Here is a 12,347-nt window from a genome sequence, read left to right on the forward strand (position 1 = left end):
CTGGGGCACCCCGGAGCAGATCACCGACCCGCAGTACGCGACCACCGCGTTCCTCAAGGGCCTCCGACAGGTCGACGGCTGGCAGAACATGCCCCTGACCGACGCCGCCCAGACCGTGCAGGTCTCCGCCTACCCCGACGCCTACGCCCAGTGGGAACAGCAGGCCGCCGACCTCGTCGCGCAGCACTGGAACAACAGCTGACACACCACACACGCTGCCGGCCGGGCCCCGACAACAGGGGCCCGGCCGGCGGCGTCTGCGTCCCCGGGCAACCGAGCGTTAGGAAGGGGCCCCTCCTATACAGAAAGCGTTAACAAGGGGCCCTTCCTTGCATGCGCTCCTAGGTGGCGGCGATGGTGCCCGTCATCAGGAGGGCGAGCACGAGGGTGCCCAGGGCCACCCGGTACAGCACGAAGACGTAGAGGGTGTGGTGGGCGACGTAGCGCAGCAGCCAGGCGATGGCCGCGTAGCCGATGACGAAGGCGATGAGCGTGGCCACCACCATCTGCGCCCCGCTCGGCGCGGACGTCCCCGGCGCGGACGGCTCGAAGACGTCCCCGACGCTGAAGATGCCGGACATCACGACCGCCGGGATGGCGAGCAGGAACGAGTACCGGGCCGCCGCCTCCCGGGTGAGGTTGAGCAGCAGTCCGGCGGTGAGCGTTCCGCCGGAGCGGGACACGCCGGGGATCAGCGCCATCGCCTGGGCGAAGCCCATGACGATGCCGTCGCGCATCCGGAAGTTCTCCAGGGTGCGGCTCTGCCGCCCCCAGTACTCGGCGAAGGCCAGCACGAACGCGAAGACGATCAGCGTGGTGGCGACCACCCACAGGTTGCGCCCGGCGGTGCGGATCTGGTCCTTGAACAGGAAGCCGAACAGCCCGATCGGGATCGAGCCGACGATGACGTACCAGCCCATCCGGTAGTCGAGGCTGGCACGCACCGAGCGGTCCCAGAGCCCGACGATCCAGGTTCGGGTGATCCTCCAGATGTCCTTGGCGAAGTAGATGAGCACCGCCGCCTCGGTGCCGAGCTGGGTGACGGCGGTGAACGACGCGCCGGCGTCCCGGCCGAAGAAGATCGCCGAGGTGATCCGCAGGTGCCCCGACGAGCTGACCGGGAGGAACTCCGTGAGCCCCTGGACGACGCCCAGGACGATGGCCTCGATCCAGGTCACTCGCCGACCCCGGACATCTCGAGGGCCTCGGCGACGGTGCGCAGCGTCTGCACGCCGCTGTCGCGGTCGGCGACGAAGAGGGTCACCGACAGGGTGGTGACGCCGGCCGCGGCGTACTCGCGCAGGCGCTCGGCGATGCGCTCCTTGGGCCCGAGCAGCGAGGTGCGGTCGATGAACTCCATCGGCACGGCGGCGGCCGCGTCGCGCTGCCGCTTGGCCAGGTAGAGGTCCTGCACCTCGCGGGCGGCGTCGCCGTAGCCCATCCGGGTGGCGAGCTGGTTGTAGAAGTTCTGCTGCCGGCTGCCCATGCCGCCGACGTAGAGGGCGGCGTACCAGCGGACCAGCTCGGCACAGGTCGCGACGTCGTCGCCGACGACCACCGGCACCGACGGCACGACGTCGAAGCCGGCCAGCTCCTTGCCGGCCTTCGCCCGGCCGGCGGCCACGGCGGCGAGCTGCTCGTCGGCGAACTCCGGGGCGTAGAAGACGGCCAGCCAGCCGTCGGCGATCTCGCCGGCCAGCTCAAGGTTCTTCGGGCCGACGGCGGCGAGGTAGATCGGGACCTGCTCGCGCGGCGGGTGGAAGCCCAGTCGCAGCGCCTTGCCGGGGCCGTCGGGCAGCGGCAGGGTGTAGAACTCGCCGTCGTACGCGACCTCCTTGCGGGCGATGGCGAGCTTGACGATGTCGACGTACTCGCGGGTGCGGGCGAGGGGCTTGGCGAAGCGCACCCCGTGCCAGCCCTCGGAGACCTGGGGGCCGGAGACGCCCAGGCCGAGCCGGAACCGGCCGCCGGAGAGCGCGTCGATGGTCGCCGCCGTCATGGCGGTCATGGCGGGGGTCCGGGCGGGGATCTGCATCACCGCGCTGCCGACGTCGATCCGTTCGGTCTGGCCGGCGATCCAGGCCAGCATGCTCGGCGAGTCGGAGCCGTACGCCTCCGCCGCCCACACCACCGAATAGCCGAGCCGGTCGGCCTCCTGGGCGAGCGCCACATGGTCGGCGGGTGTGCTCCACGCCGTCTGGTATCCGAGACTGAGCCCGAGTCGCACTGGTCCTCCCCCATCGGCGCACCACAGGTCGCATCAGGTTACGCAATGCGGGCGGCCCGGCCGATCACCGGCTCACCCCCGAACCCGCCGCCCGGCCGGGTGCAGGGTGTCGCCCGGAGGGCGAGCAGGAACTTGACGGGAGCGAGGATATCCGTGGCGGCGGGTTCGAAATAAGGTTCACCCATGCAACAGCGACCGCTCGGCCGAAGCGGGCTGGCGGTTTCCCGGCTCGCGCTCGGCACCATGACCTGGGGCCGGGACACCGACGCCGACGACGCGGCCGCCCAGCTCAAGAGCTTTCTCGACGCGGGCGGCAACCTGGTGGACACCGCCGACGTGTACGGCGACGGGGACGCGGAGTCGGTCATCGGGTCGCTGCTGGGCAGCCTGGTTCCCCGCGACGAGCTGCTGATCGCGACGAAGGCGGGGCTGCGGCCGGGCAGCGGCCGGCGCCGGGACGGCTCCCGGGGTCACCTGCTGCGCACCCTGGACGCCTCGCTGCGCCGGCTCGGCACGGACCACGTCGACCTGTGGCAGGTGCACGGGTACGACCCGGACACGCCCCTGGAGGAGACCCTCGCGGCGCTGGACCACGCGGTGGCCAGCGGCCGGGTCCGCTACGTCGGGGTGTCGAACTTCTCGGGCTGGCAGACGGCCCGCGCGGCGGCCTGGCAGGCGGCCTGGCCGGGGCGGGCGCCGGTGGTGGCCGCCCAGGTGGAGTATTCGCTGCTGGAGCGGGGCGTCGAGCGGGAGGTGCTGCCGGCGTGCTCGGCGCTGGGGCTGGGGGTGCTGCCCTGGTCGCCGTTGGGGCGGGGGGTGCTCACCGGCAAGTACCGGCACGGCCGGCCGGCGGACTCGCGGGCGGCGTCGCCGCACTTCGAGCCGTTCGTGGCGACGTACCTGGAGCCGCGCTGCTCCAGCATCGTGGAGGCGGTGGCCACGGCGGCCGGGGGGTTGGGCGTGTCGCCGCTGGAGGTGGCGCTCGCGTGGATCCGGGACCGGCCGGGCGTGACGGCGCCGATCCTCGGCGCGCGGACGGTCGGGCAGTTGCTCGGCGCGCTCCAGGTGGAGCGGATGACGCTGCCGGCGGAGATCATCGTCGCGCTCGACGACGTGTCGGCGGTGCCGGTGGGCTATCCCGAGCGGGACGGCTGAGCGGATCCGGCCAGGCCCCCGCGCTGCCGGGCTGGGCCGGGCGGGGCGCGGAGGGTGGCGGACGGCCGCCGGGCTGGGCAGCATGGAACGCATGGACTACGAATACGCGCCGCTGCGGCTGCCCTCGAACGTCGACCGGCTGACCGCCGCGGCGCAGTTGGCGATCCAGGCGGAGTTCTCCGGGTGGGAGCTGGCCCGGGTGCGGTTGTACCGGGACGGCACGCGGCAGGTGGTGCTGCGGCGCCGCGTGGTGAACCAGCCGCAGCCCGGCCTGTCGTACTGACCCGGGCGGCACGAGCCCGGCGTCCCGGGGCCCGGCCGGCTGGCCGGGCCCCGGGACGAGCCCGGCCTAGTGGTGGTGCCCCGCGTGGTCGTGGCCCGCGTGGTCGTGCTCCTCGTCGGTCAGGTCGAGGAACGGGTGCTCGTCGAGGCGGCCCACGAGGCGGTCGTCGGCGGCCGGCTGGAACGGGCCCACCGGATCGTCGTCGTCGAAGGACTCCAGGTCGACGGGGGTGCCGACCTCGCTGACCATCACGACCCCGTCGAGCGGCTCCAGCTCCGGCACGTCCAGCGCGGACAGCGAGCCGTCGCCGCTCTGCAGCAGCTCCAGCACCGCCTCGCCGACGCCCTCGACGGGTGCGGCCTCGTCCTCCTCGGGGGTGCCCTCGCGGCGGGCGGCCTCGGCGGCCCGGATCAGCGCGGCGACGCTGGGCACCCGGTAGTCGCGGCGCTGGCGCACCGAGATGACCCGGGGGTGCGGGTCGGTCGCCTCGACGCCGTCGGCCGCGCCGAAGCGCTCGTCGGCCTCGTCGGGGTCGATGGACTCGACGTCCCAGGGTGTGACCTCGCCGAACGCGTCGAGCAACTGCTCGTCGTAGGCGAACGAGGCGTTGTTCAGGGCGACGTACGCCTGCCAGACGTCGTCGTCGTCGATGCGGCCCTGTGCGGCGCGGACGGCGGCCAGGTGGTGGCGGGCGGCGTCGATCACCCGCTCCAGGGCGGCGTCCAGCTCACCGTGCTGGTCGGTCATGTGCGTTCCCTTCGCGATGGGGGACGATCCGTGCCGGGCGGGATGGGGCGGCGGACACGGTCAGCAATTCCGGAGGAAGCGGTCGAGAACCCGCACGCCGAACTGTAGTCCGTCCACCGGCACCCGCTCGTCGATGCCGTGGAACAGGCCGGAGAAGTTGAGGTCGGGCGGCAGCCGCAGCGGGGCGAAGCCGAAACAGCGGATGCCGAGCTGCGAGAACGCCTTGGCGTCGGTGCCGCCGGAGAGCATGTAGGGCACGGGCCGGGCGCCCGGGTCCTCCGCCCGCAGCGCCGCCGACATGGCCTCGACGAGGTCGCCGTCGAAGGTGGTCTCCAGGGCGGGCTGGCGGTGGACGTACTCGATGGCGATGTCGGGGCCGACCAGCTCGCGCAGCTGCTGTTCGAGGAGCTCGGACTGGCCGGGCAGGCTGCGGCAGTCGATGGTGGCGGTGGCCCGGCCGGGGATGACGTTGTCCTTGTAGCCGGCGGCGAGCCGGGTCGGGTTGGCGGTGTTGCGGATGGTCGCGCCGATGATGTTGGCGATGGGGCCGAGCTTGGCGATGGCCGTCTCCGGGTCCTCGGGGTCGAGTTCGACGCCGAGCAGGTCGGAGACCTCCTCCAGGAAGGCCCGCACGGTGTCGGTGACGACCACGGGGAAGCGGTGCCGGCCGATGCGGGCGACGGCCTCGGCGAGCGCGGTGACGGCGTTGTCGTCGTGCACCATCGAGCCGTGGCCGGGGCGGCCCTTGGCGTGCAGCCGCAGCCAGTCGATGCCCTTCTCGGCGGTCTCGATGAGGTAGAGCCGCTGGGAGTCGTCGACGGTGTAGGAGAAGCCGCCGACCTCGCCGATGGCCTCGGTGCAGCCGTCGAAGGCGTCGCGGTGGTGCTGGACGAGGTAGTGCGCCCCGTAGTCGCTGCCGGCCTCCTCGTCGGCGGTGAACGCCAGCACGATGTCGCGGGCGGGCCGGACGCCGGTGCGTTGCCAGTTCCGCACCACGGCCAGCACCATGGCGTCGAAGTCCTTCATGTCGATCGCGCCCCGGCCCCACAGGTAGCCGTCGCGCAGCTCGCCGGAGAACGGGTGCACCGACCACTCGTCGGCGTCGGCGGGGACGACGTCGAGGTGGCCGTGGACGAGCAGGGCGTCCCGGCCGGGGTCGGCGCCGGGGATGCGGGCGACGAGGTTGGCCCGGCCGGGGGCGGACTCGTGGATGCGGGACTCGACGCCCACCTCGGCGAGTTTCTCGGCGACGTACTCGGCGGCGACGCGCTCGCCCGCGCTGGTGGCGTTGTCCCCGGTGTTGGTGGTGTCGATGCGCAGCAGGTCGCGGCAGAGGTCGACGACCTCGGCGGTGGGGTCGGGCGGGGCGGAGGCGGCGTCGCTCGTCATCGGTTCTTCATACCAGCCGCGTCGGTCGGGCAGCTCCCCCGGCCGCCCGACACCGCCGCCGGCTCCCCGGGCGGCCTGGTCGCGCGGGCCCGCCGTTTCGGCGGTACGCGGTCTGGGTACCGCCGCTGCCGTCCCGCACCGCTCACCGGGCCGCCTCCTCCTCGCAGCGCGCGCCCGCCCGCCGAGGAGGGCATCATGACCGTTCCCCTGCCGCCGCTGCCGCCCGTACCCGAGGAGGGTTACCGACCCGGCGGCCCGAGCGTGGTCGACCTCGTCGAGCGCGAGCACCGGCAGTTGCTCGGCCTGGTCGACCGGGTCACCGGCCCGGACGCCGTGCCGCAGCGGCTCGCCGAGGTCGTCGAGGTGCTGACCGCCGTGGTGTCGCGGCACCTGTCGGCGGAGGAGCAGTACCTGTTCCCCGCCGTCCGGGCGGCGGTGCCCGGGGCGGCCGCGGCGGTCGACCGGGAGGTCGGGGCGGCGGCCGAGCTGCTGGCCGCCCTGAAGGCGCTGGCCGGGCCGGCGGATCCGGCGTTGACCGACGTGGCCGACAGGGTGCGCCGGCACGTCGCCGGGACGGCGGCGCTGCTGGCGTCGCTGCGCGAGGTGGCCACCGCCGCCGAGCTGATCCGGCTGGGCAACCGGTGGGAGATCGCCGAGGAGGCCGCGCCGACCCGGCCGCACCCGGGGACGCCGGCGAGCCCGCCGTGGAACCGGATCGTCGAGCCGGCGGTGGGGGTGGTGGACAAGGTCCGCGACGCCGTGACGGGTCGGCCCACGTACGCGTCGGACCTGCTTCCACCCGGCGACTGACCGGATACCGGACGGTTACGACGGGGTCACCGACCGGATACCGGGCGGTCACCAATAGACATTGGCCAACTCCTATCCGCCAGAGCCCTTCCATCGATCCTTCCGTGGTCATACCGTCACCGTATGAATCTGGAGCTGAGACACCTGCGGGTGGTCTGCGCCATCGCGGAGACAGGGAGCGTGACGAAGGCGGCGTCCACGCTCGGCCTGGCCCAGCCGGCGCTGACCGCCCAGCTCCAACGCATCGAGCGGGCGCTGGGCGGGCCGCTGTTCGAACGGGACCGCCGGGGCGCCCGGCCCACCGCGCTCGGCGAGCTGGTGCTGGCCCGGGCCCGGGTGCTGCTGCCGGCCATGCAGGGCCTCCAGGACGAGGCGGCCCGGCTGGCCGGCGCGGGCCCGACCCCCGCCCGGTACCGCTTCGGCGGGGTGAACAGCCCCATCCTCGGCCGCCTGGTGCACCGGCTCGCCGCCGCGCACCCACAGGCCCAGATCACCACGTACGCCTCCTGGTCCGCCGACGAGCTGGCCCAGCTCGTCGGCGGCGGCCGGCTGGACTACGCGCTGGTCGGGGTCTGCGGCGACGCCGTTCCGCCGGCCGGATACGGGCTGGCCTGGCGGGAGGTGGCGTTGGAGCCGGTGCAGGTGCTGCTGCCCGAGCAGCACCCGATGTCCGACCACGACGAGGTGCGGCTGGTGGACCTGCGCGCCGAGCAGTGGGTCGCCGCACCGGGCGACGGCTGCTTCGGCGACTGCTTCGCCGCCGCCTGCGCCCGCGCCGGCTTCACCCCCCGCAAGGTGTACGAGGCCGACGTGCGCGGCTGCATCGACCTGGTGGAGGCCGGCGCGGCGGTGGCCCTGTGCCAGGCCACCTTCCGCCCGGTGCCCGGCCTGGTCACCCGCCGGCTGGCCGGGGCGCCGCTGCGCTGGCGGCTGCTGCTGGGCTGGCACCCCGACTCGGCCGGCGCGAGCTTCGCCGAGGAGGTGCTGGAGGCGGCGGTGGCCGTGTACGACGACTCGCTCGCCACGCACCCCGACTACCTGGCCTGGCTGCTGCGGCACCCCGACTTCGGGGTACGCCGGTCGGCCCCGGCCGGGCCGCTCGCCGGGGGCGCCGGTTCCGGGGTGCGAATCGCCTGACGGTGGGTATCACGGGCCCATGACCGATGCCCAGCCGACCGCCGACGACCGGGAGACCCTGCGCGTGGCGGCCGCCGCGCACAGCGCCGCCGCCCGGGACGTGGAGGCGTTCCTGCGCCGCCTGCCCGAGGTCCCCGGCCCCGCCGACGTGACCGAGTACGCCACCCTGCTCAGCCGCGAGGAGCGGGCGCGCGGGGAACGCCAGGCCGCCGCCGACGCCTTCGGCCTGCAGATCGGCAGCCTGGAACCGGAGTGAGCCCGGCCCGGCCGAGGCCCCGCCGCCGTCACCGGGCAGCGGGGCCTTCGCCGGTCGGGCCCGTCGCACGCGGGCCCGGCGGGCCGACGGACGGGAGGTCAGCGTTCCACGAGGGCGTCGTGGCCCAGGTCGAGCAGGGCACGCCGCCACTCGTCGTCGGCGACGCCGTCGGCCGGGCGGGCGGCGGTCAGGGACCGGATCCGGTCGACCGCCTCCCGCATCACCTCGATGTCCTCGCGGGTCAGGTCGACCTTGCGCTTGCGCAGCACGGCCAGGATCTGCCGGCCCGGCTCGGGCAGGTCGAGGTCGGGCCCCGCCCCGAACGACTCCGTGCCGGAGCCGCGGGTCAGCAGCCAGCTGCGCAGCTGCTCGGAGGTCACGTTCACCTCGGCGTGGAAGTCCTCCCAGAGCACCTCGACCTCGGGATCGAGTCGCGCCTCGCGTACCATCACGCCTCCTCTCCGGGCGGCGGCCCGGACGGCTCCGGATCGCCGGTGTGGGAACCCAGGCCCTCCGGCGGCACCCGCACCCGCGCGGGGTTGGCCGTCGGCGGTGCCTCGATCGGCTCGCTGCGGTCCGGGTCGGTCCCGGCCTCCTCGGCGGCCTCCTCAGGCTCGGTCATCTGCGGCCTCCGCCCCTTCACCGGGGGTGGGACGTCGCGGCGGCGGTGTAGCCCCGGTCGCCGGCGCCCACCTCGAAGGCCAGCGCGCCGTCGCGGGCGTCCACGGTGACCCGCTGCCCGGGCGAGACGGCACTCTCCAGCAGCATCCGGGACAGCCGGTTGTCCACCTCGCGCTGGATCACCCGACGCAGCGGGCGGGCCCCGAACTCCGGCTGGTAGCCGTGCTCGGCGAGCCAGTCGATCCCGGCGACGGTGAACGCGACGTCGATGTCCTGGGCGTGCAGGCGGCGGCGGGTCTCCTCCAGCAGCAGCTCGGTGATCTGGCGCAGCTGCTGCTGCTCCAGCCGCCGGAAGATGATCACCTCGTCGATGCGGTTGAGGAACTCCGGGCGGAAGTTCTCCTGGAGCCGACGCATCAGCCGCTCGCGCAGCTCGTCGCTCTCCCGTTCGGAGCCGGGCTCGCCCGCGCCGAAGCCCACGGCGCGCTGGGTGCCGGTGATCAGCTCCGAACCGAGGTTGCTCGTCATGATCAGTACGGTGTTCTTGAAGTTCACCGTCCGGCCCTGGCTGTCGGTGAGCCGGCCGTCGTCGAGCACCTGGAGCAGGATGTTGAACACGTCGGGGTGGGCCTTCTCGATCTCGTCGAGCAGCACCACCGCGTACGGGCGGCGGCGCACCGCCTCGGTGAGCTGGCCGGCCTCCTCGTAGCCGACGTAGCCGGGGGGCGCACCGACGAGCCGGGCGACGGTGTGCCGCTCCTGGAACTCGCTCATGTCCAGCCGGATCATCCGGTCGGCCTCGCCGAACAGCGCCTCCGCCAGGGCCCGGCCCAGCTCGGTCTTGCCCACGCCCGTGGGGCCGAGGAAGAGGAAGCTGCCCATCGGCCGGTTCGGGTCGGCCAGCCCGGTGCGGGAGCGGCGCACCGCCTCGGCGACCGCGCCGACCGCGTCTTCCTGGCCGACGACCTTCTGGTGCAGGTGTCCCTCCAGGCGCAGCAGCCGGTCGCGTTCCTCCTCGGTGAGCTGGGCGACCGGGATGCCGGTGGCCCGGGACACCACCTCGGCGATCTCCTGCGGGCCGACGGCCGGGACCTGGGAGCCGCTGCCGTCGTCGCCCTTGGCCCGGCTGATCTGCGCCTCCAGCTCGGCGAGCCGGTCGCGCAGGGCCGACGCCCGCTCGTACTGCTCGTCGGCGACCGCCTGCTCCTTGTCCCGGCGCACCTCGTCGAGCTGCTGCTCCAGCTCCCGCACGTCGGAGGCGGGAGTGCGGGTGCGCAGCCGCACCCGGGCCCCGGCCTGGTCGATCAGGTCGATGGCCTTGTCGGGCAGGTACCGGTCGGTGACGTACCGGTCGGACAGCTCGGCGGCGGCGACCAGCGCCTCGTCGGTGAACCGGACCTGGTGATGGGCCTCGTAGCGGTCCCGCAGGCCGCGCAGGATGGCGACGGTGTCCTCGACGGTGGGCTCGGGCACCAGCACCGGCTGGAACCGGCGGGCGAGCGCGGCGTCCTTCTCGATGCTGCGGCGGTGCTCGTCCAGGGTGGTCGCGCCGATCACCCGCAGCTCACCGCGGGCCAGCGCCGGCTTGAGCATGTTGGACGCGTCCATGCCGCCCTCGCTGCCCGCCCCGCCCGCGCCGACCAGGGTGTGGATCTCGTCGAGGAAGATGATCAGCTCGTCGCGGTGGGCGCGGATCTCCTCGATGACCTTCTTGAGCCGCTCCTCGAAGTCGCCCCGGTAGCGGGTGCCGGCGACCAGGCCGGCCAGGTCGAGCTGCACCACCCGCTTGCCGATCAGCGTCTGCGGCACGTCGCCGTCGCAGATCCGCTCGGCCAGGCCCTCCACGATCGCGGTCTTGCCGACGCCGGCCTCGCCGATGAGCACCGGATTGTTCTTCGTCCGCCGGGACAGGATCTCCACGGCCTGCTCGATCTCGGCGGCCCGCCCGATCACCGGGTCGATCTGGTCGTTGCGCGCCAGCTCGGTGAGGTCCTGGCCGTACTGGTCGAGGGTCGGGGTGCCGTGGTCGGGCTTCGGGCCGGACATCGGGCCGCGCTCGGCGCTGGCCGCCTGCAACGACTCGGGCTGGATCCGGCCGGCGGCCAGCATCCGGCCCGCCGGCGACTCCGGGTTCAGCGGCAGCGCCATCAGGATGTGCTCGGGGCCGATGTAGTTGGCGCCCATCGCGCGGGACAGTTGGTGGGCGTCGAGCAGCGCCCGCTTCGCGGCCGGGGTCAGGGACAGGTTCGGCGGCACCTCTCCCCCGGGCTTGCCCTCGCCGCGCCCGCCGAGGGCGTTGACCAGGGCGTCCGGGTCGGCGCCGGCCCGGCGTACCAGGTCACGCAGCGCCTCGCGCTGCAACGCCGCCCAGAGCAGGTGGTCGGTGTCGAGGTCGTTGCTGTGCCGCTGCGCAGCCCGGCGGGCCGCGTCGGCGAGCATCTCCCGGGCGTCGGCGGTCATCAGCCGGGTGATGTCGACCCGGTGCGCCGGCCGGCGTCCCCCCTCGCCCCGGCCGAAGTACCGGGCCAGGAACTCGTCCCACGGGTCGGAGCCGAGGTCGCCGGGTCCCATCATCGTTGTCCTCCCGCGGGTCGGGCACGCTCGCCGGTGCGGTCGCCGCCGGCACGGTCGGCGGTGGCTACCCGGCGGTCGGCGCGACAAACGCGGCCGGGGCGGGGACGGGCCGGGTGGGAGCGGGGCGGAGGCGCGCAGCGCGGGCGGTGGGCCAGCACCGGGGCGGCGACGCGGGCGGGTGCCCCGGCGGGCCGGGCGGGGACGACCGCACGGCGGTGGCAGGCTGGGGGCATGGAGCCGACGCCGTTGCTGATCGTGGACGCCGCCAACGTGGTGGGCTCACGCCCCGACGGGTGGTGGCGGGACCGGGCCGGGGCCACCGCCCGGCTGCGCGACGCCCTCGTCCCGCTGGCCGAGTCCGGGGTCCCGCCGCACCTGCCCGGGCCGGCGGAGGTGGTGCTGGTGGTGGAGGGCGCCGCGCGGGGCGTCCCGGCCGTGCCGGGCGTGCGGGTGGTCGCCGCCCCGGGTTCGGGCGACGACACCATCGTCGGCCTCGTCGGAGCCGCCCCGGGCCGCCGCCGCCTCGTGGTCACCGCCGACCGTGAGCTGCGCTCCCGGGTGGGCGCGCTGGGCGCCGAGGTCCAGGGCCCCCGCTGGCTCCCCACCTGACCTACCCCCAACCCCACCCCGGTCGGTGATCAAGAGAGAAGCGTCAGGGTTGATCTCGACGATGACGCAAACCTCTTGATCACCGGACGCCCGGCCGAGGGGGGCGAGTCCCGTGGGTGGGATCGGGTGACGCACGGGCGAGACATTCGGGCGCGGTTTGCGCACGTCAGTGACGTAATCGGACAGCCGGGCAGCAACACCGACAGGGCGGATGTTCTCTGCCCACGGGGGATGGGTTGTAATGGAGATCTCCCCGCCCCCAGGAGGTCCCCGTGGCGAGCGTCGCCGAGCTGAAGGCAGCCATCGATGTCGCCCTCCAACAGATCGGTGACGGGCAGACCGCGGTGCAGGCCGCCGGCGAGAAGCTGGCCGAGGCGCAGCAGACACTGGCCGGGGCGCTGGAGGGCAGCGGGCACGAGACCGTCGAGGCGGCGCAGGCGTCACTGACCCAGGCCAGTCAGGAGCTGGAGGAGTGCCTCGCGGCGACCCTCGTCGCGGTGGAGCAGGCGCAACTCTACGTTTCGACCCTGTAGGGGCGG

General features: G+C 74.2%; 14 protein-coding genes and 1 pseudogene. 8 read left to right on the top strand and 7 right to left on the bottom strand.

Going from position 1 to position 12,347, the window contains the following annotated elements; genetic code table 11:
* A pseudogene (locus ACVMYR_RS31250) lies at positions 1-202 on the top strand (hypothetical protein); the annotation flags it as partial.
* A gap of 139 nt (positions 203-341) precedes the next feature.
* Here ACVMYR_RS31250 and ACVMYR_RS31255 read toward each other — a convergent pair.
* Positions 342-1,178, bottom strand: a complete 837-nt coding sequence (locus ACVMYR_RS31255; protein ID WP_077939957.1) for an undecaprenyl-diphosphate phosphatase — start codon at positions 1,176-1,178, stop codon at positions 342-344.
* Complete coding sequence (locus ACVMYR_RS31260; protein ID WP_077939956.1) at positions 1,175-2,227, bottom strand: LLM class F420-dependent oxidoreductase; 1,053 nt, start codon at positions 2,225-2,227, stop codon at positions 1,175-1,177. The genes ACVMYR_RS31255 and ACVMYR_RS31260 overlap by 4 nt, the downstream gene beginning before the upstream one ends.
* 183 nt (positions 2,228-2,410) lie before the next feature.
* On the opposite strand from ACVMYR_RS31260, the gene ACVMYR_RS31265 reads away from it, so the two are divergent.
* Both ACVMYR_RS31265 and ACVMYR_RS31270 read left to right on the top strand, forming a co-directional pair.
* Complete coding sequence (locus ACVMYR_RS31265; RefSeq protein ID WP_457123514.1) at positions 2,411-3,382, top strand: aldo/keto reductase; 972 nt, start codon at positions 2,411-2,413, stop codon at positions 3,380-3,382.
* Positions 3,383-3,473: 91 nt separating this feature from the next.
* Positions 3,474-3,665 carry a DUF5703 family protein gene (locus ACVMYR_RS31270; RefSeq protein ID WP_043969542.1) on the top strand — a complete coding sequence of 64 codons (192 nt, stop codon included), beginning with the start codon at positions 3,474-3,476 and terminating at the stop codon, positions 3,663-3,665.
* Positions 3,666-3,731: 66 nt separating this feature from the next.
* Here ACVMYR_RS31270 and ACVMYR_RS31275 read toward each other — a convergent pair whose 3' ends face one another.
* On the bottom strand, positions 3,732-4,412 hold the full coding sequence (locus ACVMYR_RS31275) for a hypothetical protein (RefSeq protein ID WP_077939955.1): 681 nt from the start codon (positions 4,410-4,412) through the stop codon (positions 3,732-3,734).
* Positions 4,413-4,472: 60 nt separating this feature from the next.
* Positions 4,473-5,801 (bottom strand): M20/M25/M40 family metallo-hydrolase, encoded by a 1,329-nt coding sequence (locus ACVMYR_RS31280; RefSeq protein WP_077939954.1) that lies wholly within the window; start codon positions 5,799-5,801, stop codon positions 4,473-4,475.
* 195 nt (positions 5,802-5,996) lie between these two features.
* Between ACVMYR_RS31280 and ACVMYR_RS31285 the strand changes: the two genes are divergently transcribed.
* The 3 genes from ACVMYR_RS31285 (at position 5,997) to ACVMYR_RS31295 (ending at position 8,004) form a co-directional block, all read left to right on the top strand.
* On the top strand, positions 5,997-6,611 hold the full coding sequence (locus ACVMYR_RS31285; RefSeq protein ID WP_457123515.1) for a hemerythrin domain-containing protein: 615 nt from the start codon (positions 5,997-5,999) through the stop codon (positions 6,609-6,611).
* A 123-nt stretch (positions 6,612-6,734) separates the two neighbouring features.
* On the top strand, positions 6,735-7,748 hold the full coding sequence (locus ACVMYR_RS31290; protein WP_091284119.1) for a LysR family transcriptional regulator: 1,014 nt from the start codon (positions 6,735-6,737) through the stop codon (positions 7,746-7,748).
* A 19-nt stretch (positions 7,749-7,767) separates the two neighbouring features.
* Positions 7,768-8,004: a hypothetical protein gene (locus tag ACVMYR_RS31295; RefSeq protein WP_077939951.1), complete on the top strand. Its 237-nt coding sequence runs from the start codon at positions 7,768-7,770 to the stop codon at positions 8,002-8,004.
* 98 nt (positions 8,005-8,102) lie between these two features.
* On the opposite strand, the gene ACVMYR_RS31300 is transcribed toward ACVMYR_RS31295, so the two are convergent.
* The 3 genes from ACVMYR_RS31300 to ACVMYR_RS31310 are packed head-to-tail and all read right to left on the bottom strand — an operon-like array spanning position 8,103 to position 11,199.
* Positions 8,103-8,453 (bottom strand): DUF3140 domain-containing protein, encoded by a 351-nt coding sequence (locus tag ACVMYR_RS31300; protein ID WP_043968760.1) that lies wholly within the window; start codon positions 8,451-8,453, stop codon positions 8,103-8,105.
* The gene (locus ACVMYR_RS31305) at positions 8,453-8,626 is read right to left on the bottom strand and encodes a hypothetical protein (protein ID WP_158229503.1); all 174 of its coding nucleotides are present in this window, start codon (positions 8,624-8,626) and stop codon (positions 8,453-8,455) included. The genes ACVMYR_RS31300 and ACVMYR_RS31305 overlap by 1 nt, the downstream gene beginning before the upstream one ends.
* A gap of 17 nt (positions 8,627-8,643) precedes the next feature.
* The gene (locus tag ACVMYR_RS31310; protein WP_077939950.1) at positions 8,644-11,199 is read right to left on the bottom strand and encodes an ATP-dependent Clp protease ATP-binding subunit; all 2,556 of its coding nucleotides are present in this window, start codon (positions 11,197-11,199) and stop codon (positions 8,644-8,646) included.
* Between the two features lie 231 nt (positions 11,200-11,430).
* On the opposite strand from ACVMYR_RS31310, the gene ACVMYR_RS31315 reads away from it, so the two are divergent.
* Positions 11,431-11,808 carry a PIN domain-containing protein gene (locus ACVMYR_RS31315; protein ID WP_043968756.1) on the top strand — a complete coding sequence of 126 codons (378 nt, stop codon included), beginning with the start codon at positions 11,431-11,433 and terminating at the stop codon, positions 11,806-11,808.
* Positions 11,809-12,080: 272 nt separating this feature from the next.
* Positions 12,081-12,341, top strand: coding sequence for a hypothetical protein (locus ACVMYR_RS31320; RefSeq protein WP_007076395.1), 261 nt, complete (start codon positions 12,081-12,083; stop codon positions 12,339-12,341).
* Positions 12,342-12,347 lie beyond the last annotated feature (6 nt).

Source organism: Micromonospora sp. PTRAS2, assembly GCF_054052245.1.

What these genes read in the sequence shown, in the direction of transcription:
- ACVMYR_RS31265 (WP_457123514.1), top strand. Translation starts at nt 2,411, where the DNA reads ATGCAACAGCGACCGCTCGGCCGAAGCGGGCTGGCGGTTTCCCGGCTC.
- ACVMYR_RS31270 (WP_043969542.1), top strand. Translation starts at nt 3,474, where the DNA reads ATGGACTACGAATACGCGCCGCTGCGGCTGCCCTCGAACGTCGACCGG.
- ACVMYR_RS31275 (WP_077939955.1), bottom strand. Translation starts at nt 4,412, where the DNA reads ATGACCGACCAGCACGGTGAGCTGGACGCCGCCCTGGAGCGGGTGATC.
- ACVMYR_RS31280 (WP_077939954.1), bottom strand. Translation starts at nt 5,801, where the DNA reads ATGACGAGCGACGCCGCCTCCGCCCCGCCCGACCCCACCGCCGAGGTC.
- ACVMYR_RS31285 (WP_457123515.1), top strand. Translation starts at nt 5,997, where the DNA reads ATGACCGTTCCCCTGCCGCCGCTGCCGCCCGTACCCGAGGAGGGTTAC.
- ACVMYR_RS31290 (WP_091284119.1), top strand. Translation starts at nt 6,735, where the DNA reads ATGAATCTGGAGCTGAGACACCTGCGGGTGGTCTGCGCCATCGCGGAG.
- ACVMYR_RS31295 (WP_077939951.1), top strand. Translation starts at nt 7,768, where the DNA reads ATGACCGATGCCCAGCCGACCGCCGACGACCGGGAGACCCTGCGCGTG.
- ACVMYR_RS31300 (WP_043968760.1), bottom strand. Translation starts at nt 8,453, where the DNA reads ATGGTACGCGAGGCGCGACTCGATCCCGAGGTCGAGGTGCTCTGGGAG.
- ACVMYR_RS31305 (WP_158229503.1), bottom strand. Translation starts at nt 8,626, where the DNA reads ATGACCGAGCCTGAGGAGGCCGCCGAGGAGGCCGGGACCGACCCGGAC.
- ACVMYR_RS31310 (WP_077939950.1), bottom strand. Translation starts at nt 11,199, where the DNA reads ATGATGGGACCCGGCGACCTCGGCTCCGACCCGTGGGACGAGTTCCTG.
- ACVMYR_RS31315 (WP_043968756.1), top strand. Translation starts at nt 11,431, where the DNA reads ATGGAGCCGACGCCGTTGCTGATCGTGGACGCCGCCAACGTGGTGGGC.